Consider the following 26,175-nt stretch of genomic DNA (forward strand, 5'->3'; position numbering starts at 1 on the left):
TCCATTAAAGTTGCGACCCGAAGGCCGGCTTATCAAGAAAGCACCATGTGCTCGTTTAAAACGTGGCGAGAATTTTCATTCTCTATATTCTCACGATAATCTTCATCATCGCGACTCACTTACTGTTCAGTTTTCAAGGAGCAAACTGTGTTTCTCTTGTTTCCGCCGCTCAGTTTTTCTCGCAGCAGCAACTCTTATATATTAGCATGTTCGTTTTCGTTTTGCAAGTCTTTTTTGAAATCTTTTTTCAGGCTCTTTCGAACCGTTCATCCGATTTCCTTTTTCGACTCGCTCGCTTTTTCGAACTGCACCGGCGCTCTCTCAAGGCCGTTCCTAGAATATATCATGCTGAGATGAAGAAAGCAAGCACTTTTTCCAAACTTATTCGATCACGCCAAAACGGACGTCGATAATCGCTTATCCGCAGTATCCCGTACGCTTTGGCATATCGGCTTATGCTTTCCCCATCTCTTTAGACTTTCTCGGCCATAACGTATAGCTGAAGCTTATAACGAAGTCGATCCCGAGTATGAACGCCCAACGAACGATCCATGACTTCAACGCCTCCGATCTCTCCGCGTCTCCGATCAATAGAATCATCCCGATCAACAAAACGCTGCCGACGACCCAAGCCAACAAATGTCTATACCACCCGTTTCTTTGCGCCGCGGCGTGCGCTCGGCCCGTTCTGGGTTGGGATACGGGTTCGGGCCCTCCAGCGAAACGATACGCGAACCTTTCGTCCGCCCACTTGATCATCCGATGTCCGAACGCTACGGTGGCTCCGATATAGACGGCAGCGAGACCATGCATGAAATTGGCTTCGGTACCCTGACGAATATCCAGAACGGTGGCGCCCAATAAGACCAGGTCGACGACGGGCGTCAATAGAAGCAGTACGGCTCCCGCTTTTTTCTTCTTCCATACATATCGCGTCATCAATCCCGCCAGCACGATCACCCAGAATCCGACTTCGCATATGACGATTAACCAACCGATCAATTCGACCCCTCCTTTTTAATACACTCGTATTATATAGGTCATGTTAACACAACTGTACCAAAAAGAAAACCTTTAAAAGTACGACCGTGCTATAATCGAGATATGCCAAAAATCGTCGATCACGAACAACAAAAAATCAAAGTCGCCGAAGCCGCTTGGAGAGTCATCCGACAATCCGGGATCGAAAACGCTTCGGTGCGCAACGTCGCTCAGGAGGCCGGCATCTCGCCGGGGTCGATGCGTCATTACTTTTCCACGCAATCCGAGCTGTTTCTGTTCTCCATGAATTTGGTCTCCGAAAGGGCCAATGCACGAATCGCCGCGTTATCTTTCGACCGCCCCATGCCGGAAGTCGTTCGAGACATGATGCGGGAGCTGCTTCCTCTCAATGAAGAAAAGCGTTCCGAGATGGAAGTCTGGCTTGCCTTCATGTCGAGGTCGATCTGGGATGCCGCGCTGCATGATCTGGCCAACCGCGTATACGAAGAAATGAATCAAGGAATGATCCGCACCGTCGCCGCTCTGGCGGAGCAGGGGTTGGTGAGAAAAGAGCTGGACGCCGAGGAAGAAGGACGGCGCATGCAGGTATTCGTCGACGGGATCGCGCTGCACGGGCTGCTCTATCCCGAACGCATGACGCCGGAATACATGGAACGACTGCTTGATCAGTATTTGGAGGAACTTTATCGAAAATGAACGGAACGGCTCGGAATTCGAATGACGCAGAAGCAGCAAAAAAAAGAGAAGGTGCGAAATGCACCTTCTCTTTTGTCTATCCCGAAAAGACTCGGACGTTCTACAGATTCCGCATATGCGGGAACAGCAGCACGTCGCGGATCGACGGAGCGTCGGTCAGCAGCATGACCAGACGGTCGATGCCGATCCCCAGACCGCCCGTAGGCGGCATGCCGAACTCCAGCGCGCGAATGAAGTCTTCGTCCATCTCGTGCGCTTCGTCGTTGCCCTGCTCTTTCTCCTGAAGTTGGGCTTCGAAACGTTCGCGTTGATCGATCGGGTCGTTCAGCTCGCTGAACGCGTTCGCATGCTCGCGCGCCACGATGAACAGCTCGAACCGGTCGGTAAAGCGCGGGTCCTGCTCGTTCTTTTTGGCAAGCGGAGAGATCTCGAGCGGGTGTCCCGTCACGAAGGTCGGCTGAATCAGCGTTTCTTCGACGAACTGCTCGAAGAAGGCGTTCAGGATGTGGCCGAACGTCATATGCTTCTCGACCGGAACTTTATGCTCCTTCGCCAGCGCGTGCGCTTCTTCGTCGGTCATCCGAACGCCGAAGTCCACGCCCGTTACTTCCTTGACCGCGTCGACCATCGATACTCTACGCCACTGCGGCGCGAGATCGATTTGCTGTCCTTGATACTCGATTGTCGTCGTACCGAGGACTTCCTGCGCGATATGCGACACCATGTTCTCGACCAGACTCATGATATCTTTGTAGTCGGCATAGGCTTCGTACAGCTCGATCATCGTGAATTCCGGGTTGTGGCGAGTCGACGTGCCTTCGTTGCGATAGACGCGGCCGATCTCGTAGACTTTCTCCAGACCGCCCACGATCAGGCGCTTCAGATGCAGCTCGATCGCGATCCGCATGTAGAGCTCCATATCGAGCGCGTTATGGTGCGTGATGAACGGACGCGCGGCAGCGCCGCCCGCGATGGAATGCAGCGTCGGCGTCTCGACTTCGAGATAGCCGAGCGAATCCAGATAACGGCGCATCGATTGAATGATCTTCGAACGCAAAATGAACGTCTGCTGCACTTCGGGATTCACGATCATATCGACGTAACGTTGGCGGTAGCGCAGCTCGACGTCTTTGAGACCGTGATATTTGTCCGGCAGCGGCTGCAGCGACTTGGTCAGAACCGTAAGTTCCGCGACTTTGACCGTCGTCTCGCCGGTCTTCGTCTTGAATACCGTTCCGCGCACGCCGACGATATCGCCGAGGTCGAGAATGGTAAAGGCATCGTACTGTTCTTCCGGAACGCTGTCTTTGCGTACATATAATTGAATACGGCCGGTCAGATCTTGAATATGCGCGAAGCTGGCTTTGCCCATAGCCCGTTTGGCCATGATGCGACCCGCCAATGTCACTTCGATCGCTTTCTCTTCCAGCTCTTCTTTGTCCATCGTATCGTATTTGGCAAGGATGCCCTTGGCCGTTTCGTTACGCTCGAACTTGGCGCCGAACGGATCGATGCCCAGCTCTTTCAGTTCACCCAGTTTCTCCCGGCGTACCTTGAGCAGTTCGCTCAATTCGATTTCCTGGTTTTCCTGGTTTGTATTTTCTTCAGACACGTGTGTTTCAGCTCCTGTCCTTGGCGATCGCCTGCGTTGTCTTGCCGTGCCGGCCCCGCTTATCGTCAACCTATATTATCGTTCCAATCCGTCCGGTTCGTCAACCGCGAAACCCGTCTGTTTGCCGAAGAAAACCGCACCGGGCGCGTATTCGGACATAAAAAAGCTTCCGCTGCCGCTCCGAAGAAGATCGAAGAGGCAGCAGGAAGCCTATAGCCTGCTTTTATTTTTTGATGTCGAGAATTTTGTATTGCATGACGCCGGCCGGAACGTTCACGTCGACCGTCGCTCCTTTGGACTTGCCGAGCAGCGCGCTGCCTACCGGACTCTCGTTGGAAATGCGGTATTCCAACGGATTCGACTCCGCCGAGCCGACGATCGTGTATTCGACTTCGTCGCCGAATTCCAGATCTTTGACCAATACCGTCGAACCTACGCTTACGGCATCCGTACCGATATCGTCGCTGTTGATGATCCGCGCGTTGCGCAGCATTTTCTCCAACGTGATAATGCGGCCTTCGATGAAGGCTTGTTCGTTCTTGGCGTCTTCGTACTCGGAGTTCTCGCTGATATCTCCGTAGCCGATCGCGACTTTGATCCGCTCCGCGACTTCGCGGCGCTTCACGGATTTCAGGTTCTCCAGCTCGTCTTCCAGCTTCTTCAGCCCGTCCTGGGTGAGAATGACCTCTTTATCGCTCATCTGTACCGATTCTCCTGTCATGTGAATAGTAGATTTTCGCACTCTCACATCCGGTTAATTACGAAATCCCTGTAAAGACGGCAACGGCAAAATAGAAACGACCACGCCTTAAACGCAATAGACGTGTTCCGCTTCTCGTTTTAAGAAATATAGTGACGTGCGGCCAGAGCCAAAGCCGTTATATCTCCAAGAACGTGGCGCGCAATCCGCTTATCTTGTTAAAGACTGCCCGAGACAAACAACCGGGCACCGTTCGCGTCTATCTTATGCCGCATCCAGGCAAAGCGTGAATATTCCGCATTTTGGAATTTATGCTGCTGAGGCGAATTTTATACTGACAAATTATAGGTTAAGCCTTACGAAAAGTCAATGCGTTTCCTTGCCCGATTGTAAACGTTTTATTTGGAAGAAAAAGGGCCGTCTAAACGGCCTCTTTTTCGTCGAAATCCTGCGAATTAACACGAAAAATGTTCCACGGGGAGCAATCAGGCTTCGGCGGCGGCGTACTGCGGCAGATTCGCAATGTAATCGTCCAGAATGCGCACCATCTCGTCGCGGCGCGTTCCTTCCATAATGGTATCTTTGATTCGCGCCGAACCTTTGAGTCCTTTGAGATACCAGGCCAAGTGCTTGCGCATCTCGCGCACCGCCACGTCTTCGCCGCGAAGCGCGATCAAGCGGTCCATATGCAGCACCGCGATCCGGATCTTCTCTTCCGGCGACGGATCTTCCACGAGCTCGCCGGTCTCCAGATAATGAATCGTGCTGTACAGCATCCACGGATTGCCGAGCGCGCCGCGTCCGATCATGACGCCGTCGCAGCCGGTCGTATCGAGCATGCGCTGCGCGTCTTCCGGCGTGGCGACGTCGCCGTTGCCGATGACCGGAATCTTGACCGATTCTTTGGCCAGCTTGATCCAGCTCCAATCGGCGGTGCCGGTATAGAGCTGTTCGCGGGTACGTCCGTGCACGCTGATCGCGCTCGCGCCCGCCGCTTCGGCGGCTTTGGCGTTCTGCTCGATAAAGATATGTTCGCTGTCCCAACCGATGCGCATCTTGACGGTGACCGGCTTCTGCACGGCGGCGGTCACTGCGGACACCATCTCGTAGATCTTGTCGGGGTTCAGCAGCCAACGGGCGCCGGCGTCGCATTTCGTGACTTTGGGAACCGGGCAGCCCATGTTGATGTCGATAATGTCGGCGTTGGTCTCCTGATCCACCACTTTGGCCGCTTCGACCAACGATTCCCGATTGCCGCCGAAAATTTGCAGGCTGAGCGGTTTCTCGCGTTCGTCGACGAACAGCATCTCGCGCGTGCGCTTGTTGCCGTGAAGAATGGCTTTGTCGCTGACCATCTCGGCGCAGACCAAACCCGTGCCGAACTCTTTGGCGATCAGGCGGAAAGCGGGATTGCAGACGCCGGCCATCGGAGCCAGCACCACGCGGTTTTTCAATTCGATATTGCCGATCTTCAGCATGGAAAAATCACCTCTTGGATGTGAAAAGTATCGCGCCGAAGCCCGGCATGGAGCCGCAAGCGCAGGACGCGGGATGTTTGCGGCGGGTCAAGGGAACAACGGAGGACCGAAACGAACGATGCCCGAAGCTTCGCCCAATTCGATCAACGAATCGTCTACCAGCGTCCGAAGACCCGAAGGTTCTTGTTCCGGCACGATATCGGCCAGCGGGATCAAGACGAAGAAGCGTTCGTGCATCCGCGGATGCGGCAGCGTCAAAGCTTCGCTGGCGATCGTCAGCCCTTCCATCCAGAGCAGGTCCAGATCGGCCGTGCGCGGACCGAAACGAATGTCTCTTACCCGGCCGAGCCGATCTTCGATATCCTGCATCGCTTCGAGCAGCTTATGCGGAGCAAGCGACGTGCCTACGGCCGCGGCCATATTCAGAAAAGGCGGCTGATCCGCGTAACCGACCGGATCGGTCTCGTATAAGTCGGAAACGCGCAGCACTTCGATCTCCGCATGGGCGTTCAACATCCGCAGCGCTTCGCGCAGCGTCTCTTCGCGCCGGCCGAGATTGGCCCCTAAAGCAATATAAGCCTCTGATCGCTCAGAGGTTGAATTCGAAGTCATGTCCGGAGTCATGTAAGGTCTCTCTTTCTGCTTCGCCGAATCTCCACCGTTACGCCTTCGAAATGAATATCGAACGGAGGATGCGGCTTGGTTACGCGTACCGTCGCCGCGTCCACCCTAGTATACGTGCCGAGCACCGCGGATGCAATACGCTCGGCCAGCGCTTCGATCAATCGAACGGACTCGCCTTCGACCACGCTTTTGACCGTCTCGTGCACTTCGGCATAATTGACGGCCTGCTCGAGATCGTCGGTCAGGCCCGCGGCCGACAAATCCATTTCCAATTCCAATCCCACATAGAACCGCTGACCCAACCGGCGTTCTTCTTCGAATACGCCGTGGCGTCCGTAATACTCCATGCGCGAGATGATCATTTTGTCCATAACTTAGATTCCGCCTTTTGATTAAAAGTCCGGCCGCCGCGCGGGGCAGGCAGCCGGCCGATAGGTTGACCAGTGTCGGTTGCGGCTGCCGATGCATCCGATCGAACGCGTTTTTCGGCAAACAGCGAAAAGATTACATCAGCGCCGTATAAGAACGGCCCGGTTCCGCGTACAGCATCGCGTCGCACATGGCGACGGTGCGTTTGATCGAAGCGACGTCGTGCACGCGCACGATCTGGCAGCCTTCGGCGATGCCGAAAGCGACGGTCGCCGCCGTGCCTTCCGTGACTTCGTTTACCGGAAGATCGAGCACTTCGCGGATAAAACGCTTGCGCGAAGTCCCGAGCAGCACCGGGAAACCGAGTTCGACCAAGCGGTCCAACTGCGTCATGAGCCGAAGATTCTCCTCGCCGTTCTTGGCGAAGCCGATGCCCGGATCGAGAATGATATGTTCGTCTTTGACTCCGGCGGCGCGCGCGATCTGCACGCTCTCCATCAGATCGGCGGCGACGTCGGCAAGCAGATCCGTGTAGTTCGAGTCCGGCCGATTATGCGTCAAAACGACCGGACACCCGGCTTCGGCGGCGACCTCGGCCATGCGGGTATCCGCTTTGCAGCCCCATACGTCGTTGATGATATGCGCGCCGGCCGCCAGCGACAGCCGGGCGACTTCGGCTTTGTATGTATCGACGGAGATCGGAATGCCGGGCAGTTCGCGCCGCAGCGCTTCGATGACCGGAATGACGCGCGACAACTCTTCGTCGAGCGAGACCGGATCGGCTCCCGGACGCGTCGATTCGCCTCCGATATCGATCAGATCGGCTCCGGCCAATACCATCTCGCGCGCATGGCGCACCGCGGAATCCGCGTCGATATAACGGCCTCCGTCCGAGAACGAATCGGGCGTCGTGTTCAGAATCCCCATAATTCGAGTCGCCCGCCCCAGATCGAGGCGGACGTCTCCCCAAGCGTAATGCCGAATATGAAGGGTTGGCTTCATGGTTCAGTTCTCCGTTTCTCTCGTGTAATGGCGGTAGTCTAAGATCAAAGCGGCGGTCAGCGGTCCGGGACGGCCTTCGCCTATAACCTGCTCCGTTCCGTCCGGCTGCCGCAGCAGGCGAACCGGAACGATCTCTTGGACCGATCCGGTCAGGAAAATCTCGTCCGCCCGCTGCAAGTCTTCCGGCGTATAGAACCCTTCTTCGGTCGGAATGCCGGCGCGCTCCGCCAGTTCCAACACGAAGGCGCGGGTGATGCCGGGCAGGATGCCCGTCTCGACGGACGGCGTATGCAGCCTGCCTCCGGCTGCGAAAAAGAGATTGCTGACGATGCCTTCGGCGACGAAACCTTCCCGGGTCAGCATGAGCCCTTCGGCGCCGGCCGCCCCGGGAATGCCGCCGAGTTCGCGGCGGCCGAGGATGCCGTTCATATAGTGGAGCGATTTCAGACGCTCCGCGCCTTCGGGCGTGTTGCGGCGGGTGCGCAGCACCTGAAGCGCGCGCCCTTCGGTATGCCAGAAGGCCGGCGGTTCCGGGACGGCCTTGACGTAGACGATGCGGCGCGGCCGCTCGTAAAGTCCGGCCGGCAGGCCCAGCTCGCCTTCGCCGGCGGTCAGCGTCAAGCGGACATAGCCGTCGGCGAGGCCGTTCGCCGCCAGCAGAGCGGCGATCTCCGCGCGAAGCGCGGCGGGATCGAGATCGTACGCGATCCCGAGCTCCCGCGCGCCGCGGGCCATCCGTTCCAGATGTCGGTCCAAAAGGAACGGTTCGCCGCCGTACGTGCGGAAGGTCTCGAACAGGCCCATGCCGTACATCAGTCCGTGATCCATCACGGACACGACGGCGCGGGCTTGTTCCACGATCTCGCCGTCCAAGCCGAGATAGCCGCCCGCAGGGCGCGGCGCTTCGGCTTCGGAAGCGCGGCCGGTCATGACCGCGCCTCCGCCGCGTAGACTTCACGGCCGCGACTCAAGAAGCGAGCCAGCATTCGGTGACCGTATTCGGTCACGATCGATTCCGGATGGAACTGCACGCCTTCGATCGGATACTCCCGATGGCGCAGTCCCATAATCTCGCCTTCGGCCGTCCAAGCCGTGATCTCCAAGCAGTCGGGCAGACTGTCCCGCTCGACGATCAAGGAGTGGTAACGCGCCGCCGTCAACGGCGAAGGCAGTTCTTCGAATACGGACGTTCCGTCGTGCAGCACCGGCGAAGTCTTGCCGTGCATCAAGCGCTGCGCGCGAACGACGCGGCCGCCGAAAGCTTGGCCGATCGCCTGATGGCCCAGACAGACGCCGAGAATCGGGATTTCGCTTTTGAACGTTCGAATGACGTCAAGGGTGATTCCCGCTTCGTTCGGCGTGCATGGGCCCGGAGACAACAGCAGATGATCGGGTGCCAGTTCCCGGATCTGTTCGAGGTCGATCTCGTCGTTGCGCCGCACGATCACTTCTTCGCCGAGCTCGCCCAGATACTGCACCAGATTATAGGTAAACGAATCATAGTTGTCGATGACCAGAATCAATAGGTTTTTCCCTCCTCCGCTTGCTCGGCGGCAGAAGCCGCGGCACGCTCCGCGCACCAGACGGCACGGCCTACGGAGCGGGCTTTGTTATGGCATTCCCGATACTCCCGATACGGGTCGGAATCGATGACGATTCCCGCTCCCGCCTGCATATGACCGACGCCGCTTTGCACGACGAGGGTACGGATAATAATGTTCAATTCCATATTCCCGCCGTAGTCGATCCAGCCCATCGAGCCGGTATAAGGCCCTCGGCGCACCGGTTCCAGCTCTTCGACGATCTGCATGGTGCGTACCTTCGGCGCGCCGGTGATCGTTCCGCCGGGAAATACGCCGGCGATCACGTCGTACGCGGATTTGCCGGGCGCGAGATCGGCTTCGACTTGAGAGACCAAATGCATGACGTGCGCGTAGCGCTCGATGGTCATCAGTTCCGGCACGGTAACGGAACCGTAAGCGGCGACCCGTCCCAAGTCGTTGCGCTGAAGATCGACCAGCATGATATGCTCGGCCCGTTCTTTGTCGCTGCCCGTCAGTTCTTCGGCCATGCGCCGGTCTTCTTCGCCGTTCGCGCCCCGTCTGCGCGTTCCGGCGATCGGACGCGCGGCCAATCGGCCGTCTTCGAGCCGAACGAGCAGTTCCGGAGAACCGGACACCAACTGAAAATCCGGAAAACGCAGGAAGCCCATATACGGCGAAGGATTCACGAGGCGCATCCATTCGTAGATCTCTTCCGGCGGCGCGGTCAGTTTCCGCTGCTTGCGCAGCGACAGATTGACCTGAAACACGTCGCCGCTGCGAATATATTCTTGGATGCTGCGCACGGCATCTTCGAAAGCTTCCTGCCCGAACGCCGTGGCGAAACCGTCCACGTCGCTGCGTCCGGCCATATGTTCTTCCGCTTCGGCCGCGATCTCGCCCTGCCGCTCCCGGCTCCAAGGCAGCGCGGCGCGCTCGAACTCCCGCCAGCGCGCAAGCATGCGCCGCGCTTCTTCCGCGGCCTGCGCATAAGCCGCGTCCAGCCCCGCTCCGGCGCGCGAAGCCGCCTGCGCCTCTTGCGAACCGTCAGCCCCCGGCGCGAACTCGCCGGCCGGTACGGACACCGAGCAGTACACCGTCTGCTCCTGATGATCCAGTATCCACAGGCGCCTTAGCCGCATGAAGGCGTAATCCGGCAGCCCGTCCTTGGCCAGATCGTCGTCGGCCAGCGCCGGCAGCCTCTCCAGCGAACGCGCGACATCGTACGCGAGAAAGCCCACCGCGCCGCCGCAGAACTTCGGCGCGCCGGGAACGCGGGGCGCCCGGTGCGGCTCCATCCAGCCGCGAAGAGCGTCGAGCGGCGAAGCTTCGAACCGCCGCTCGGCGCCGTGCCTGATCGAAGCGGCTTCGCCCGCTCCCGACGGCGATTCATGCGAATCGCCGTTCGAACCTGCCGCCTGTTCGCGTTCCGCGCGGGCATAAGCCGCGCCCTGCCCCGCTTCGCCGGCTGCTCCCGCGAAGTCCGTCACCGATCCTTCTCCGCCGGTTCCGCGAATCACCGATTCGGCTTCCAAGCCGAGAAACGTGTAGCGGCCTTCTTTGCCGCTCTCCAACACGAAAGCGTACGGCGAAGCTTCCTTCCAAGCTTGAAGCCAAGATTCCGGCCGCCTCTCCAAACGATCGCGCAGAATATAAGGAAAACGGGTATGCTTCTGCCCGTTCTCCGGTTCCGCCCACTGCGCCCACTGCGCGCGGGATGTTAATATTTCGCTCAAGCTGCCGCACTCCTTCCCGCCTGCTCGGGCACGTCGCCCGGCTCCCGCGAAGCGCGTCCGTTCGAATGACGGACCCCCGCTTCGTCAGGCCGTATACGCTTTGCGCCGCGATTTTGGACAACGTAACCTTTCAAATTTTCAGTATCGATTTTTGTCCATTATACGCTGTAGCTTTTCAATCGGATAGCGCAAAAATAGACGGGAAACAGATAAAACCGCCGAGTCCGTCCAAACCATGCCATTCTCCGTCCGTGTTTTCCGCCTCCGGCGTCTGACGCGCAAAAAGCCCCCGCCGATGCGATTGCACGGGAGGGGGCTGTTCGAAGTTCGGTTCGATCGCAAGATCGACGATTAAGATTCGAAGTTGTAAAGCGGCGTGCTGAGGTAACGTTCGCCGTTGCTCGGCACGATCACGACGATGCGTTTGCCCGGACCGAGGTCTTTGGCGATCTTGAGAGCCGCGAAGACCGCCGCGCCCGAAGAGATGCCGGACAGAATGCCTTCTTCTTTGGCGACCGCGCGAGCCGTCTCGAACGCTTCGTCGTTCTCGACATGGATGATCTCGTCATAGATGTTCTGGTTTAGGATCTCCGGAACGAAGTTCGCGCCGATGCCTTGGATCTTATGCGGACCCGGTTTGCCGCCGGCCAGAATCGGGGAAGCCGCCGGTTCGACCGCATAGATTTTCACTTCCGGGAAATTGGACTTGAGCACTTCGCCCGCTCCGGAGATCGTGCCGCCCGTACCGATACCCGCAACGAAAGCGTCCAGCGAACCGCCGATCGATTGAATCGCTTCGACGATCTCCGGCCCCGTCGTTTCGCGATGGATCTTCACGTTCGCTTCGTTCTTGAACTGTTCGGCCATGAAGTAGTCCGGATTTTCTTTGAGCAGTTCTTCCGCTTTGCGTACCGCGCCGTTCATGCCTTCCGCTCCCGGCGTCAGTACCAGTTCCGCTCCGTAGGCGCGCAGCAGGTTGCGGCGTTCCAAGCTCATCGTTTCCGGCATGACGATAACCGACTTGTATCCTTTTGCCGCCGCGACCATGGCCAAGCCGATGCCCGTGTTGCCGCTTGTCGCTTCGATGATCGTACCGCCCGGCTTCAGACGTCCGTCCGCTTCAGCGGCTTCGACCATGCTGATCGCGATCCGGTCCTTGACGCTCGCGCCCGGATTCTGGTATTCCAATTTGACGTAAATCTCCGCGCTGCCTTCCGGCACGATTCGGTTCAAACGGACGAGCGGCGTGCCTCCGATCAGATCGGTGATGCTGTTAACGACTTTGGCCATGGTAAATCCTCCTTCGGAAGTGGGTAAACTGCGGCGTATGCGTCCGTAACGAGCGAGTGGTTCCGTCCGTCGGGCGCGTCGCCAGAAAAGGAAAAGCGGCACCGGCGCTGCTTACCGTACGAGCCGCAAGATTAGCCGAGCGACGTCTGCGGTCCGCTGCCGAACAAGCGCCGTTGCTCACTTAATCCGAGTAGAAAAGTAGGTTTTTAACTTCCTTTATCTTAGCAAATCCCTACGCCTGCTGTCAACGAACGCGGAGCGCGCGCGAACCGCGATATTGAGCAGCGAAACCGGCGCGGTCGGGCGAACGTCGATCTTGCCCGACCCGTTTCGGATTTCGGAGATCGGGTAATTTGAAAATAAGCTCAACCGTTATCAACCCTAAAGGTAATTTATCCGTACATTATGAAGGAGGACGACATCATGAAACGGAAAAACACACTGCTTGGAGTCGCTGTAGGTCTGGGAGCCGCTTATCTGCTGCGGAACAAGGATTCGCGCGGCAAGTTGATGAATCAGCTGCAATCGATGGGAAGAAGCAAGGACGACAAAGCCAGCAACAGCACGGTGATCTGACCGTCGCCGGCGCTGCTCCGACAAAAGCCGTTAAATATTCGAACGATAAACGAAAAAGCCCTTTCCGACAGGTCGATCCAGAGGCTTCTGCCTCGTGACGCTGCCTACCGGAAAGCGGCTTTTTTGCTGTGCTTCTTATCTGACTGCGCTTCTTATTTGCGAGTCTGTTCCAAAATATGTTCCAGATCTTCGCGTTCGAACTGATAAGCCTCGTTGCAGAAATGGCAGACGACTTCGGCCACGCCCTGCTCTTCGATAATCGCTTGAATCTCGTCGTAGCCCAGACTGATCAGCGTCCGCTCCACGCGCTCGCGCGAGCATTCGCAGCGGAACACGATATCCATCGTTTCTTGAATCTGCACGTCCGGGAGCACCCACTTGATCAACTCTTCGGGCGACAGCCCTTGATCGATCAGCGCCGAGACCGGCGGCAGCGTCGAGATCGCGCGTTCGATGGCATCGATCTCGTCGTCGGACAAGCCCGGCAGAAGCTGCACGATCAGACCGCCGGCGCTGATAACCGAATTGTCCGGCGCGACCAGCACGCCGAGTCCGACCGCGGAAGGCGTTTGTTCGGATGCCGCGAAGTAGTAGGTGAAGTCGTCGCCCAGCTCGCCCGAGACGATCGGAACGCTGCCGCGATACGGTTCTTTCAAGCCCAGGTCTTTGATGACGTACAAGAAACCTTCGGTGCCCACGGCTCCGGCCACGTCCAGTTTGCCCATCGCGTTGCTCGGCAGATGGACATGCGGATGATCCACGTAACCGCGTACTTCGCCTTTCGCGTTGGCATCGGCTACGATCTGGCCGAGCGGTCCATTGCCTTTGACTTGAATCGTGAGCTTCTCTTCGCCTTTGAGCATCGCGCCCATCATGGCCGCCGTCGTCAACGTACGTCCCAATGCGGCCGTCGCCGTCGGATACGTGTCATGTCTTTGACGCAGTTCTTCGACCAACTTCGTGCTGCGCACCGCGAACGCGCGGACTTTGCCTTCGAGCGCCGTGCCTCTGACCAGATAATCGCGTTCTTCCGTATGTTCGGCATGAACGTGTTCGTTGTGATGATGCTCTTGATTTTCCATGAGTCGATTCCTCCGCTTCCGGCCGATATTCGCGCGCTTCTCGGCGCGCTTTCGGTCCGTATCTATTTGGATGTTCGGGCTTCCGTTTATCGTTTGCTTCTTATTCGCTTGCCGCTCTTGCGCTTAAGCACGACCGAAACGATTTCGCTCGTAAATCAAACGCAGTCCTTCGAGCGTCAGCAGCGGATTGACCTCTTGCACCGATTCCGTCTCCGCGCAGATCAGCGGCGCGAGGCCTCCGGTCGCCACGACTTTCAAATCGGTATCCATTTCCAGACGGATTCGCTTGACGATGCCGTCTACCTGTCCCGCGTACCCGTAGATGATCCCGGCCTGCATGGCATGAACGGTATTGCGCCCGATCACTTTCTTCGGTTTCTCGAGTTCGATGCGCGGCAGCTTCGAAGCCCGTTGGTACAGCGCTTCGGTCGAGATTCCGATACCGGGAACGATCGCTCCGCCCAGATAATTCCCTTGCGCGTCGATGCAATCGAACGTCGTCGCCGTGCCGAAATCGACGACGACCAGCGGACCTCCGTACAGCTCGACGGCCGCGACGGCATTGACGATCCGATCGGCTCCGATCTCTCTCGGATTTTCGTAACGCAGATTCAGCCCCGTCTTGATGCCGGGTCCGACGACCAGAGGCGTCTTCTTCAAGTACGTGCGGCACATCTGCTCGATAACGCTGACGATCGGAGGCACGACGGAAGAGATCATGACGCCTTCGATCTTCTCGGCATCCACATGGGACATACGAAACAGATTATAGATCATTACCCCGTATTCGTCGCTTGTCGCCTGCCGATTGGTGCTGATTCGAAAATGATGCAGAAGCGTTTCCCCTTCGTACATGCCCAGCACAATATTGGTATTCCCGATATCCACCACAAGAATCACGCCGTTGTTATCCTCCTTTGCAGCCGCTTCGAGAATCTCCGACTGCCCGGCCCTTTCGACCGCCTTCTGCATTGTACCACTATCCGCAAAAACGGACACTACTTCGCGGATCTTCTTGCTTATAACAAAAGACCGGAAAACGAAAAATCGTTTTCCGGTCTCGACCGTGTCGAACAAACCAGCACGCTGACCGCTTAAAATGCGGTCAACTCATTAGCTTGAGAAGAGGTGGTCCGACGATCTCGGGGCGCGAGCTTCAATCCGTTTAGGATTGAGTCGTTCCGCCGCCGGAATCTCCGCGCTTGCTCATCGGATCGTTCGGGATATCGCCGTCTTTGCCGAGATCCACAGGATCGGACTCGTCCAGACGCACGTTCGTTTGGCCGATGCTGTCGAACGTCGGCTCGGAAGCCGGTTCGGAACCTTCGCCTTCCGGCGCGTTCGTCTTGCCGCCGGCCGGAGCTTCGAGCGAACCGTATTCGATCAGGTTGCGGATCTGATCGATCTCCAGCGTCTCGACTTCAAGCAGCGTATTGGCGATCAGATGCACTTCTTTGGCGTGATCGGTAAGAACCTGACGGGCTCTCTCGTACGATTCGTTGATGAAGCGCTGCATTTCCTGATCGATCTCGTGCGCTACGGCATCGCTGTAATTCGGCTCGTGTCCGAGGTCGCGTCCCAAGAAGACTTGGCCTTGACCGGTACCGAACTGCATCGGACCGAGCTTCTCGCTCATGCCGTATTCCATGATCATGCTGCGCACGATGCCGGTCGCTTGTTGGAAGTCGCTGTAAGCGCCGGTGCCGATCTCGCCGATAAACAGTTCCTCGGATACGCGTCCGCCCAAGAGGCCGGTTACGCGGTCGAGCAGTTCCTGCTTGGTGACGAGCATGCGGTCTTCCTTCGGCAGCATGATGACGTATCCGCCCGCGCGTCCGCGCGGAATGATCGTAACCTTATGCACCATATCGGCATGTTCGAGGAAGTAGCCGACGATCGTGTGACCCGCTTCGTGGTAAGCCACGATGCGTTTCTCGCGTTCGCTGATGACGCGGCTCTTCTTCTCGGTACCGACGATGACGCGGTCGATCGCTTCGTCGATTTCTTTCATCGAGATATCTTTGCGGTCGCGGCGAGCCGCGATCAGAGCCGCTTCGTTCAGCAGGTTCTGAAGATCCGCTCCGGAGAAGCCGGTCGTGCGCTTCGCGATCTTGTCGAGCTGAACGTCTTTGGTCAGCGGCTTGTTGCGCGCGTGAACGTGCAGCACCGCTTCGCGTCCCTTGACGTCCGGACGGTCGACCGTAATCTGACGGTCGAAGCGTCCCGGGCGCAGCAGGGCCGGGTCGAGAATATCCGCGCGGTTGGTCGCCGCGATGATGATAATGCCTTCGTTTTCGCCGAAGCCGTCCATCTCGACGAGCAATTGGTTGAGCGTCTGCTCGCGTTCGTCGTGTCCGCCGCCGAGGCCCGCGCCCCGTTGACGACCGACGGCGTCGATTTCGTCGATGAAGATGATACAAGGCGAATTCTTCTTCGCGTTCTCGAACAAGTCGCGAACCCGGGATGCGCCGACGCCGACGAACATTTCGACGAAGTCGGAACCGGAGATGCTGAAGAAGGCTACGCCCGCTTCGCCGGCTACCGCGCGGGCCAGCAAGGTTTTACCGGTACCCGGAGGGCCTACGAGCAGGACGCCTTTCGGAATCCGTGCGCCCAGCGCCGCGAATTTGCGCGGATCTTTGAGGAATTCCACGACTTCGACCAGCTCTTGCTTCTCTTCGTCGGCACCCGCAACGTCGTTGAAGGTGACTTTCTTCTTCTCTTCGTTATAGAGCCGCGCGCGGCTTTTGCCGAAGTTCATCACTTTACCGCCGCCGCCTTGGGCTTGGTTAAAGAGGAAGAAGAACAAGACGAACATCAGAATGAGCGGAATGAACGAAGTCAGCAGCGTGACCCAGATGCTGGTTCCCTGCATCGGTTTCCACGAGACCTGCACCCCGTTTTGCTTCATTTGAGCCGTAAGATCGTTAACCACCTGTTCGGTGGAAGGAATATACGTCGAGAACGTTTTGGGACCGTCTTTTTCTACGGGGTCCTTATACGTACCGGTCACCAAATACGCATAGTTGTCGAATTGGAACGTGGCTTTCTCCACGTTATTCGCTTCAACCTGCTGGACCAGTTCGTCGTATCTTGGAGCTTGGGCCGTATCCCGGCCGCCGTTCAAGAATTGAATAATGCCTACCACGACAAGAAAAAGAATTAAATAAAAGCCAGAATTCCGGATGAACCGATTCATCCCCAACCTCCTCTCAAGACACTGAAGTTATTTTAACATAGTCGGTTCGCACATCACAAATTCGGAACCCCGCAGCATCAGGCATGTTCGAGGTCGAGTTCGCGATCGGACAGCAATCTTTTCCCGAAGGAAACAATCGCGGGATCGTCCGGCCGAAAATCCGGCTTCGGTCCCGCCCGAACGGTCCGGCTTTTCCGCCCGGGCAGAAAGCCCGTTCGGAGTCCGGCCGCCGAATCAGTTCGTGTACACTTCCGGCTTAAGCACGCCGATATACGGCAGGTTGCGGTAATGCTCGGCATAGTCCAATCCGTAACCGACGACGAAAGCGTCCGGCAGCACGAATCCGGTATAATCGGCTTCCATGTCGACCGAACGGCCCGAAGGTTTGTCGAACAGCGTGACAACCTTCACGCTCTTGGCATTGCGGTTCTTCAGCAGCTCGATCAGATGACTGAGCGTCAAGCCGCTGTCGATGATGTCTTCCACGATCAATACGTCCCGACCTTCCACCGTGTTGTCCAAGTCTTTGATGATCTTGACGACGCCCGAAGATTTCGTGGCCGCCCCGTAGCTCGATACCGCCATGAAATCCAGTTCGATCGGCACCGTGATGCGTTTGACCAAGTCCGCCATGAAGATGAACGCGCCTTTGAGCACGCAGATGACGAGCGGATCGCGGCCTTCGTATTCGGCGCTCAGCACCTCGCCCAATTCCTTAATCTTGTTTTGCAGTTCTTCCTCGCTGATCAGCACTTCTTGAATGTCGTTTTGCAACGTGCTTGCCCCTCCTACAATTCTGAATGTTCTTCTATCTTAATAACCCAAAACCGTCAACAAAGAGCCCGATCTATCCGAATATATAGAATCTTATCGCTCCGGGCGTCCACCCATGCATGATCGGAGCGACGCAGGCCCGCGATCCAGAGAACTTGTCCCCGCGCGTCGCATACGACCGGAATGAGGCCGCGCTCGGACGGAGCGATTTTTTCGTCGATCAGCAGATCTTTGACTTTCTTCGTGCCGGCTCCGCGCGGAAGCTCGATCCGGTCTCCCGGAAGGCGCGAACGAACGGTTAACGGGTAGTCGAGACGATCCGCGTCGAAGGCGGCTTCCTCCCGGTCCAGAGCCTTAAGCGCGCTCGAATCCGGAATTCCCTGCTCTTCCCTGAAAATCATCCCGAGACTTTCTCCGAACCGCAAAGTTCGGATGCCCGGCTGCCTGTCGAACGTTTCGGCTCGTAAGAACGCCGGTTCAGGTCTGCCAAGACGGAAAAACGCACGAGTATATTCGCGCGTACAGGTCCGGCCGTATCCGAGGTCCAGCGTCCAAGTCGAATCTTCCGGAGAGAGCAGCTTTCGGCGGATTTGTTCCACCTTAGCAAAATCGGTTTCCGCTCCCGGTTCCGACAGGTAATTTAATATTAATTTAACGAGCCTGCGTTGTAAAGCGAACGGGAGCGCCGCAAAGGCCGCCGTATCAAGCTCGGTACCTCGTTCATCGGACGAACAGCATTTCCCGAAAGCCAGATCGGTCTGTTCCCGAAGATAATCGTCCTCCGAAGCGAGCGTATCGGCCAAACGGTTCAAGGCCTCGACCAAACGTCCGTTATAGGTTTGCAGTTCGGGCAGCGTCTCCAGCCGAAGCCGGTTGCGCGCGTAATCCGTGTGGGCATTGCTGCTGTCGACGACATACCGAATGCCTTCCCGGTCGCAAAAAGAAACCAGCTTCTCTTTCGAAAAACGCAGCAGCGGTCTCACCAACCGCGCGCCTTCCTGTTCGCGTACCCGGCGCATGCCGGACAACCCGCCCGAGCCGCTTCCGCGAAGCAGATGCAGCAGAACCGTCTCCGCCTGATCGTCGGCATGATGCGCCAGAGCGATCGAAGCAGCGCCGCGACGCCGGGCGACTTCGATCAAAAAACGATAGCGCAGCTCGCGCGCGGCCGCCTGCGTGCCGAGCCCGTGCCGCTTCTTGTAGCCGATCACGTCGGGTTCGCCCAATTCGAACGGAATTCCGAGCCGCTCCGCGGCGGCACGCACGTATTCGGCTTCTCCCGCCGACTCTTCGGGCCGCAGGCCGTGGTTGACATGCGCGCAGATCAGACGCAGCTCCTGCTTGAGCGACAGCTTATGCAGCAGATGGAGCAGCGCCATCGAGTCGGGTCCTCCGGACACGGCCGCTACGATCGTCTCGCCTTCCGCCCACATCGCGTATTGGTCGGCTTCTTCTTGCATTCCGTTCATCAATCCATCGACATCGTTCATTGACTAGCCTCCATTATGACTGCCGCCCGTCTCCGGGCGTACTTTCGCTTACAGCGACAGCGCGGCATAGACGACGGCGCCGAGCAGCAGCAGCGAAGCGCAGAACGCGGCGGTCAGCATCCTCGAGGCTTTTCTCGCTCTTCTGCTGCCGTGTCCGGCTGCCGGATATGCCCGGCCGAGCGCTTTCCACTGCGCGTAAGCTTCGCGCGAGCTGCCGAAGCCGCCGCGCAGCGCGCGCCGAAGCCACGGCTCGAACGGCTGCAAAGCGGGAATCCGCCCGGCGAGCTGCACGAGATCTTCCGCTCCGCGCGTCTGCGGCAGCAGAGCGGCGTCCAGCCGCCTAAGCCCCTGCTCGTCGAAGACATGCAGACAAAGCACGGCGAAAGCGAACAAATCATAACCGGGATCGGCCGTACGCGTCCCCGCATTCCAGTATTTCCGGTCGTACCAGCCGCTGTACTGCTTGACGCCGCTGCCGATTCGGCTCGCTCCGCCGTAATCGACCAGTTCTACCGAACCGCTCTCTTCCACCAACACATGGCACGGCTTAAGGTCTCCGAAGATGAATCCTGCCCGGTGCAAGCCGGACAGACGTTCCAACAGTCCGAGTCCCGCGGCGGCGATCTGGCGATACCCGTATTTGCGGATATAAGCGTCGATCGGTACGCCCCGTACAAACTTCATCACGTAAAAAGGAACCGCTCGCCCGTCCGCTTTGAATCGGTCGGCATCCAGCAGGAACGAACGCTGAATGCCGCTTTCCAACTCCCGCTTTCTTAATTCCGCCAGCACTTCGACTTCCTCTTTCAATTCCGGCTTCTCCGGGCCCGCTTTCAGCGCCGCCTGCTGACCGCTCGCCGTTCGAACCAAATAGACGTTGCCGTTGGCGCCGCGGCCGATCAGCGATTGAATCGTATATTGTCCGCCCTGGGACGCCCCGGTCACGACCGTTCCCGGCGTAAATCCCGGCAGATCTGGTGCAGCCACTCGGCATCCCTCCCTTCGGGTGCGATTCCGGCGGATCGATTTGCCCGCATCCCCGCTTGCCGCTGCTTTCGCGGGGATAAACGTTGTCATTTCCGCTATTCGCATCCAGTGTACCATAACGTTTCCAGCCCGACATCCCGCCGAAACGAAGTCGGCGAAGATCTCCTTTCTTTTTATCGGAAAAGCACGGAAATTCGCTGAATCCGCCGAAAAAACACGGCAAAAAACCGCGAACGGCAAGGCCGTTCGCGGTATTCGCAATTATAAGCATCAAACGGACAGCAAATTCGGACGAACTCGCCGGGTTCCGGTTTAAATTACGATCTTTTGGCGCCACGGCCTCCGCGTTTGGATTCCGTGTTTTTCTTGATGGAAGAAATTCTTTCTTCGCTGTCCTTAAGGAAACGAGTCAATTTATCATCGAACGAAGGCTTACCGAACGCGGGCTTGCTACCGAATCCAGGTTTACCGCCAGGAGGTCTCGAAGGTCTGCCGCCGCTTGGGCCGCGATCACGGTTAAATCCACCGCCGCCACCGCCGCTGAAGCGTTCTCCGCTACCGCCACCACTTGGGCCACGATCTTGTCTAGGCGGACGAGAAGATGGTGCAGGCGCAGAGCCAGCCGGTCTGTCCACGGTTTGCTTGATGGACAAGCCAATCTTGCCATCCTTGTCTACGTTAATGACTTTAACCGTCACGACATCGCCGATCTTCAGGTGGTCATTCACGTCTTTTACGTAGTTGTCGGCGATCTCCGAGATGTGAACGAGACCCGTGACACCTCCGGACAAATCCACAAATGCTCCAAAATGCGTGATGCCTGTCACTTTGCCCTCTAATTTGGTGCCCACTTCAATTGCCATAGAATAAAATGATCCTCCCTTAAAAATATACAGCCGGATCTGTCAAATTCCGGCCTGCGGTGATTTGATTATAACGGAAGCGTTAACGCCGGTCAACAAACAAAACCGCATGAAACCGGGGAAAAACTACTCTCCTCCGCCTTCTCCGGTCACCTTGATCGGGATCTCTTCCGGTTTATACATATTGTATTCTTTGCGTGCGATTTCCGAGACATATTCCGGATCTTGCAGACGTTTGATTTCCGCTTGCACGTCGCTCAGTTTGGCTTGGGTTTCGGCTTTGACGCCCTGGCTGGCTTCGAGCTGCGAAGATTTGTTCGCGATGGCGGTCGATTGGCCGATCCATGTATACCCGCCCCAAACGAACAGCACGAGCATCAAGACGGCCCATAAGCGCAGGCGCTTTTTCCCGCTCTGCTGCCGATTCGAAGACGTACGACGGACCTCGGTCCGGGCCTGCTGTTTTCGTTCAGTCTGTTGTTTGTGAGTTTGTTTTGCTGCGGAAGTCGCTCTCATGGAACCCTCCTTCACCGGATCAGACCGGCTGTTATGTATGATTACGGCTGCGAGCCGCTGCGTTTTCGGGAAAAAGAAAATCGGCGCACGGCTCCATTATCTTTATCGGTATGTAAGCAGGCATGCTGGATAGAGCGCCGGAACTATAATTTTTCGACAAAAATCCGGTCAATAGTCTTTACTGCCTAACTCCTCGACCTATCTTAAACATTAACACAAAAAAGTCGCGGCTGACGCGGAAAAATCGAAAATCGTAAAGCAAAAAGACGTTTTTGCCGAAGCAAAAACGCCTTGGTTTGCGAGATCAGAAGTCGAATCCCTCTTCGCGAGGAATCGGCTCTTCTTTCACGACGGTATACATGCCTGCGGCTTCGTCCTTGCGGGTCGTATCGGCAATGCGTTCGACGCGAACGGTGACGAGCTTCTGGCCGAACTGCACGGTAATTTCATCGCCGATTTTCACCGAAGCGCTGGGCTTGGCCTCGCGGCCGTTGATCAGCACGCGCCCTTGTTCGGACACGTCCTTCGCCACGGTACGCCGCTTGATCAGCCTGGACACTTTCAGGAATTTATCGACACGCATAATTACTTAACCGCGTCTTTGAGTTTGTTGCCCGCTTTGAAAGCAGGAACGCTCGATTCCGGAATCGTGATCGGCTCGCCCGTTTGCGGGTTGCGGCCCGTGCGGCCTGCGCGCTTGCGAGTTTCGAACGTGCCGAAACCGATCAGTTGAACTTTGTCGCCGGCAGCCAGAGCTTCGCTCACGCCGTCCATGAAGCCGTTCAGTACCGCTTCGACTTCTTTTTTGCCTACGCCGCTTTTTTCCGAGATGCTGTTGATCAGTTCTGTTTTATTCATTGGTTTCATTCCTCCCAGGATTTTAAGGTCGCGTCTTCCCGCTCCCCGCAGGGAACAGAGCGCTCAATAATAATGATAAGCGGAGCACGGGGATATCCCTTGCTGCCGCGATTATCCGTTCGTCGACTTGCCGAATCGGCAGAGGCTTGACTCGACGGCATCGGCACGCTGTCGATTCCGCTGCCCGTTTCGCTCGGCCGTTCGCCTAACGCCGTCCCTTATCCCTCATATTCTGGATATCGGTCCGGATTCCTGTTGGGCGATCGGCCGCTTTGAAAATTTTGTCACTCCGCGGTTTTGGCTTCGTTCCAAAGCGCGTCCATCTCTTCGAGCGTGCTCTCCCGAGGCGATCGGCCTTGTTCGCGCAGCCGGTCTTCGATATAACCGAATCGGCGTCTGAACTTGAGGTTGACCAGAGACAGCGCTTCTTCCGGATCGATATCGAGGAAGCGCGCGGCGTTGACCGCGGAGAACAACAAATCGCCCAGTTCCAGCTTCAACGATTCGGAATCGGCCCCCTCGGCCAATCCCTGCTTCAGTTCGCCCAGTTCTTCTTCGATCTTGGCGAACACGCTGGAGATCTCTTCCCAGTCGAATCCGACTTTGGCCGCCTTCTTCTGAAGTTTGTAAGCTTTCATCAGAGCCGGCAGATCTTTCGGCACGCCGTCGAGCTGCGAAGCTTCCGCTTCGGAGAGGCCTTTGCGCTTCTTCTCCTCGGCTTTCATGGCGTCCCAGTTCTTGAGCGCTTCTTCGGCGTTTCCGGCCGCTTCGTCGCCGAAGACGTGCGGATGGCGGAACAACAGTTTCTCGTTCAGCCCGCGAATGACGTCGTACACGGTGAACGTGCCGACTTCTTCTTCCATTCGGGAATGGAGCATGACTTGCAGCAGCAGATCGCCCAGTTCTTCGCGCATGTGGTCCGGATCGTCTTCGTCGATCGTCTCCAGCACTTCGTAAGTCTCTTCGATCAGATTCTTGCGAAGCGAAGCATGCGTCTGCTCGATGTCCCACGGACAGCCGCCCGGACTGCGCAGGATCCCGACGATCTCGTGCAATCTGGCGAAACTTCCCGAACGCAGCGAGTCGTCGTCGCTTCGGGGTATGTAGACCAGCGAAAGATTGCCGTACCCTTCCAGCCGGTCAAGCTCGAACAGCGGAACGCGCAGGATCTGCTCCTCGCCCTCCACGCCGAGCGCATGTCCCACGACGACGGGATGATCGTCAGGATACACTTCCATCAATCCGAGTTTAACCTCGGAAGCGGTAAGCGAATCGTAGACCTGACCGATCAGCGTATGCAGGGAAGGACGGATATGCTCCGCCGTCACGTCGGAAGAGTCCAACAGTTGGAACCCTTCGATCGGATCGAAGCCCAGCCGAACGAAAGCTTGGTCGAGGAAACTCTCCCCGCCCAGCACCTTCAGCGGGATTCCCGCTTCCTGCGCGTATTCGCGCAGCAGCAGCACGGTCTTCTCCGCGACCATCGGATGTCCGGGAACGGCGTACACCAGCTCGCCGGCGCTCCCCAGCTCGATGACCCGACGGGCGATCGTCTCGTAGACGTCGCCGAACGAGTCGTTCTGTTCGTAGATCGAATCGAACGATTCGAACGAAATCCCCGCTTCGGCGATTCGGTCCATCACCGGATGTTCCTTGGTTCGCACGTATACGCGCTTCTCGCCCTGAAGAAGTTTCCATATGCCCAGCGTCAGTTGATCCGGGTCGCCCGAACCCAGTCCGACGACCGTAATACCGCTACTCATTGCCTTACCCTCTCCTTCCGCTGCACCTCGCATTTTACCACTATATCACGGGTTTCGGCGAATTGCGAATCCAAAATGCGCACAAGCGTTCCCGCACGCAAAAAAAGAGCGGGACCCGGCAAAATCGGTCGCTTTCGGGCCTGTCCGGGTCGCCGAACCCGGCGGCGGCGAAGGCTTCTCCCCCGAAGCCGCTTCAGTTCTCGCGGCGAAGGCGCCGCGCCAGAGCGGCGAGTCTCGCGCCGCCGGGCAGGGCGGACAGCTCCGCGTCCGATACCGCGCGGGTATAGACCAGCGCGGCGGCGAAGGCGAGCACGCCCGCGGCGACGCCGGCGACGCTCGTCAAGAGCGCGCCCGCGCGGCCGCCCAGTCCCGCGGCGGAGAGCAGCCCGCCGCACAGCAGGCGGGCGGCATAAGCGGCCAGCGCCGTCAGCCCCGCCAGCAGCAGGGGCTGAAGCAGCGCAGCGCGCGCGCCGCCGCGCAGCCCGGTCAACCGGGCGAGCAGCAGGACGCCGAGCAGCGCGGCGACCATGTACGAGATCGCGCCGGACAAAGCGGCGCCGGAGATGCCCATCTGCGGCACCAGCAGCAGATTGAGGGCCAGCTTCAGCGCGGCCGAGACGAGCAGGAACAGCGCGGGGGCGCGGACGGCGCCCATGCCTTGCAGCAGCGCGGCGGACACGATGCCGAGCGTGCCGCCCGCGGCGGACAGCGCGGTCCAGCGCAGCGCGTCCGTGCCCTGCGCGTCGGCGTACAGCATGACGTTGACCGGTCCGGCCAATACGGCGAGACCGGCGGAAGCGGTCAAGCCGAGCAGCCACAGCCAGCGCAGCGCGATGCCCGCGGACGAAGCGATCCGCGCTTCTTCGCCCCGCGCTTTGGCGTCCGCGATCGCGGGCAGCAGAAGCGTGGACAGCGAGGTCGCCAGCATGAAGACGAGCTGGACGAGCGGGATGCCGCGATTGTAGATGCCGAACTGCTCCATCGCCTCCAGATCGCCCCAACCCGCGCCTTGAAGCAGCCGCGGCACGGTCAACGTATCGACCAGCCCCAGCAGCGGCTGGGAAAGAGAACCGACGAATACCGGAACCGCGTAGATCAGCAGCAGCTTGATCCAGCCGCGGGTTCCCGACGCGGAGCGGCGGGGACCGCCGTCCAGGCTTTCGTCCTGCGATCGCCGAGCCGAATCGGCGCTTTCGCCTTCGCGAAGATCGTTCTCGCCCGGGCGCGCCTCCAGAACGCCGCCGCTTCGGGCATTCCCGGCGTCGAATCCGCCGGAAGCTTGTTCGCGCCCGAAGGCTGCCTCGGATGCTTCGGCCGCTTCCAGCCGCGTCATGCCGGCCGCCGGCTCCAGGCCGGCCTTACCGGCCCGCGAACGCGCGTAGCGCCGCCAGAACAGCAGCATGACGCTCAGCCCCGCGATGCCGCCCGCAAGCGATCCGAGCGCCGCGCCCGCGGCGATCCGCTCGTCGGAAGCCCCGGCCGCGCTCAAAGTCAACAGCAGCGCCACCATGACGCCGACCCGCATGATCTGCTCGGACACCTGCGAGATCGCCGTCGGCAGCGCCTGCTGCATGCCTTGGAAGAAGCCGCGCATCGCGGCCATCGGCGGCACGACGAGCAGCGCGAGCGACACGGCCCGAAGCGGCAGCAGCGTATGTTCGCTGCCGATCCAGCGCGAGAGCATCGGCGCGAGCAGCCACATCGCCAGCGCCATGACGAGCCCCGCGGAGCAGGCCGTCAGCAGGCCCGCCCGCAGCACGCGGCGCGTGCCGCGTTCGTCGGCGTTCGCCGTCCGCTCGGCCACGTATTTGGAGATGGCCGCGGGCAGCGCGGCCGTCACGAACACGGCCAAGAACGTATAGAACGAATACACCGTCGTATAGATCCCGAATACGCCGTCTCCGCCGATATTTTGCAGCGGAATCTTCTGGATCGTGCCGATCAGCTTGGACAGAATAGCTGCCGTTCCGAGAATAAAAGCGCCTCGGAGCAGTCCCGACGACTTGGACGTTTTCAT

The 26,175-nt window shown here is 58.4% G+C and carries 25 protein-coding genes; 2 read left to right on the forward strand and 23 right to left on the reverse strand.

Going from position 1 to position 26,175, the window contains the following annotated elements:
- Positions 1 to 453: 453 nt before the first annotated feature.
- The gene (locus tag CDO73_RS21960) at positions 454 to 1,002 is read right to left on the reverse strand and encodes a hypothetical protein (RefSeq protein WP_088490673.1); all 549 of its coding nucleotides are present in this window, start codon (positions 1,000 to 1,002) and stop codon (positions 454 to 456) included.
- Positions 1,003 to 1,104: 102 nt separating this feature from the next.
- Between CDO73_RS21960 and CDO73_RS21965 the strand changes: the two genes are divergently transcribed.
- Entirely contained in the window at positions 1,105 to 1,698 is a 594-nt protein-coding gene (locus CDO73_RS21965) for a TetR/AcrR family transcriptional regulator (RefSeq protein ID WP_088490674.1), read from the forward strand.
- A 100-nt stretch (positions 1,699 to 1,798) separates the two neighbouring features.
- Here CDO73_RS21965 and lysS read toward each other — a convergent pair whose 3' ends face one another.
- The 10 genes from lysS to cysK form a co-directional block, all read right to left on the reverse strand.
- The gene (gene lysS, locus CDO73_RS21970) at positions 1,799 to 3,310 is read right to left on the reverse strand and encodes a lysine--tRNA ligase (protein ID WP_088490675.1); all 1,512 of its coding nucleotides are present in this window, start codon (positions 3,308 to 3,310) and stop codon (positions 1,799 to 1,801) included.
- Positions 3,311 to 3,533: 223 nt separating this feature from the next.
- Positions 3,534 to 4,010 (reverse strand): transcription elongation factor GreA, encoded by a 477-nt coding sequence (gene greA, locus CDO73_RS21975; RefSeq protein WP_088490676.1) that lies wholly within the window; start codon positions 4,008 to 4,010, stop codon positions 3,534 to 3,536.
- A gap of 485 nt (positions 4,011 to 4,495) precedes the next feature.
- Positions 4,496 to 5,488, reverse strand: a complete 993-nt coding sequence (dusB, locus tag CDO73_RS21980; RefSeq protein WP_088490677.1) for a tRNA dihydrouridine synthase DusB — start codon at positions 5,486 to 5,488, stop codon at positions 4,496 to 4,498.
- A gap of 87 nt (positions 5,489 to 5,575) precedes the next feature.
- Positions 5,576 to 6,100, reverse strand: a complete 525-nt coding sequence (folK, locus tag CDO73_RS21985) for a 2-amino-4-hydroxy-6-hydroxymethyldihydropteridine diphosphokinase (protein WP_088490717.1) — start codon at positions 6,098 to 6,100, stop codon at positions 5,576 to 5,578.
- 8 nt (positions 6,101 to 6,108) lie between these two features.
- A complete protein-coding gene (folB, locus tag CDO73_RS21990; protein ID WP_088490678.1) occupies positions 6,109 to 6,483 on the reverse strand; it encodes a dihydroneopterin aldolase in 375 nt (124 codons plus the stop codon).
- Positions 6,484 to 6,616: 133 nt separating this feature from the next.
- Positions 6,617 to 7,483 carry a dihydropteroate synthase gene (gene folP, locus CDO73_RS21995; protein WP_088490679.1) on the reverse strand — a complete coding sequence of 289 codons (867 nt, stop codon included), beginning with the start codon at positions 7,481 to 7,483 and terminating at the stop codon, positions 6,617 to 6,619.
- Positions 7,484 to 7,486: 3 nt separating this feature from the next.
- Entirely contained in the window at positions 7,487 to 8,413 is a 927-nt protein-coding gene (locus CDO73_RS22000; RefSeq protein ID WP_088490680.1) for an aminotransferase class IV, read from the reverse strand.
- Complete coding sequence (pabA, locus tag CDO73_RS22005) at positions 8,410 to 9,006, reverse strand: aminodeoxychorismate/anthranilate synthase component II (RefSeq protein WP_088490681.1); 597 nt, start codon at positions 9,004 to 9,006, stop codon at positions 8,410 to 8,412. The genes CDO73_RS22000 and pabA overlap by 4 nt, the downstream gene beginning before the upstream one ends.
- Positions 9,003 to 10,760: an anthranilate synthase component I family protein gene (locus CDO73_RS22010; protein ID WP_088490682.1), complete on the reverse strand. Its 1,758-nt coding sequence runs from the start codon at positions 10,758 to 10,760 to the stop codon at positions 9,003 to 9,005. Before CDO73_RS22010 ends, pabA begins: the two co-directional genes overlap by 4 nt.
- Positions 10,761 to 11,111: 351 nt before the next feature.
- Complete coding sequence (gene cysK, locus CDO73_RS22015; protein WP_088490683.1) at positions 11,112 to 12,050, reverse strand: cysteine synthase A; 939 nt, start codon at positions 12,048 to 12,050, stop codon at positions 11,112 to 11,114.
- Between the two features lie 423 nt (positions 12,051 to 12,473).
- Here cysK and CDO73_RS26860 point away from each other — a divergent pair, with 423 nt between their 5' ends.
- Positions 12,474 to 12,626 carry a hypothetical protein gene (locus tag CDO73_RS26860; RefSeq protein WP_179218790.1) on the forward strand — a complete coding sequence of 51 codons (153 nt, stop codon included), beginning with the start codon at positions 12,474 to 12,476 and terminating at the stop codon, positions 12,624 to 12,626.
- Positions 12,627 to 12,778: 152 nt separating this feature from the next.
- Here CDO73_RS26860 and hslO read toward each other — a convergent pair whose 3' ends face one another.
- From hslO to CDO73_RS22075, 12 genes are all read right to left on the reverse strand, one after another.
- A complete protein-coding gene (gene hslO / locus CDO73_RS22020; RefSeq protein WP_088490684.1) occupies positions 12,779 to 13,708 on the reverse strand; it encodes an Hsp33 family molecular chaperone HslO in 930 nt (309 codons plus the stop codon).
- A 123-nt stretch (positions 13,709 to 13,831) separates the two neighbouring features.
- Positions 13,832 to 14,608 carry a type III pantothenate kinase gene (locus tag CDO73_RS22025; protein ID WP_088490718.1) on the reverse strand — a complete coding sequence of 259 codons (777 nt, stop codon included), beginning with the start codon at positions 14,606 to 14,608 and terminating at the stop codon, positions 13,832 to 13,834.
- Positions 14,609 to 14,873: 265 nt separating this feature from the next.
- Positions 14,874 to 16,907 (reverse strand): ATP-dependent zinc metalloprotease FtsH, encoded by a 2,034-nt coding sequence (ftsH, locus tag CDO73_RS22030; protein WP_088490685.1) that lies wholly within the window; start codon positions 16,905 to 16,907, stop codon positions 14,874 to 14,876.
- Between the two features lie 234 nt (positions 16,908 to 17,141).
- A complete protein-coding gene (gene hpt / locus CDO73_RS22035) occupies positions 17,142 to 17,681 on the reverse strand; it encodes a hypoxanthine phosphoribosyltransferase (RefSeq protein ID WP_088490686.1) in 540 nt (179 codons plus the stop codon).
- A 56-nt stretch (positions 17,682 to 17,737) separates the two neighbouring features.
- Positions 17,738 to 19,171, reverse strand: a complete 1,434-nt coding sequence (gene tilS, locus CDO73_RS22040) for a tRNA lysidine(34) synthetase TilS (protein WP_088490687.1) — start codon at positions 19,169 to 19,171, stop codon at positions 17,738 to 17,740.
- A 48-nt stretch (positions 19,172 to 19,219) separates the two neighbouring features.
- Positions 19,220 to 20,158: a protein kinase domain-containing protein gene (locus CDO73_RS22045; protein WP_179218791.1), complete on the reverse strand. Its 939-nt coding sequence runs from the start codon at positions 20,156 to 20,158 to the stop codon at positions 19,220 to 19,222.
- 317 nt (positions 20,159 to 20,475) lie between these two features.
- Positions 20,476 to 21,021, reverse strand: a complete 546-nt coding sequence (locus tag CDO73_RS22050; RefSeq protein WP_088490689.1) for a S1 domain-containing RNA-binding protein — start codon at positions 21,019 to 21,021, stop codon at positions 20,476 to 20,478.
- Positions 21,022 to 21,147: 126 nt separating this feature from the next.
- Positions 21,148 to 21,537: an FtsB family cell division protein gene (locus CDO73_RS26560; protein WP_143536169.1), complete on the reverse strand. Its 390-nt coding sequence runs from the start codon at positions 21,535 to 21,537 to the stop codon at positions 21,148 to 21,150.
- Between the two features lie 304 nt (positions 21,538 to 21,841).
- A complete protein-coding gene (locus tag CDO73_RS22060; RefSeq protein WP_088490690.1) occupies positions 21,842 to 22,120 on the reverse strand; it encodes an RNA-binding S4 domain-containing protein in 279 nt (92 codons plus the stop codon).
- A gap of 2 nt (positions 22,121 to 22,122) precedes the next feature.
- Positions 22,123 to 22,395 carry an HU family DNA-binding protein gene (locus tag CDO73_RS22065; protein ID WP_088490691.1) on the reverse strand — a complete coding sequence of 91 codons (273 nt, stop codon included), beginning with the start codon at positions 22,393 to 22,395 and terminating at the stop codon, positions 22,123 to 22,125.
- 284 nt (positions 22,396 to 22,679) lie between these two features.
- Positions 22,680 to 24,158, reverse strand: a complete 1,479-nt coding sequence (gene yabN / locus CDO73_RS22070) for a bifunctional methyltransferase/pyrophosphohydrolase YabN (protein ID WP_088490692.1) — start codon at positions 24,156 to 24,158, stop codon at positions 22,680 to 22,682.
- 193 nt (positions 24,159 to 24,351) lie between these two features.
- Positions 24,352 to 26,175 (reverse strand): putative polysaccharide biosynthesis protein, encoded by a 1,824-nt coding sequence (locus CDO73_RS22075; protein ID WP_088490693.1) that lies wholly within the window; start codon positions 26,173 to 26,175, stop codon positions 24,352 to 24,354.

Source organism: Saccharibacillus sp. O23, from assembly GCF_002205895.1.
Classification (GTDB): domain Bacteria; phylum Bacillota; class Bacilli; order Paenibacillales; family Paenibacillaceae; genus Saccharibacillus.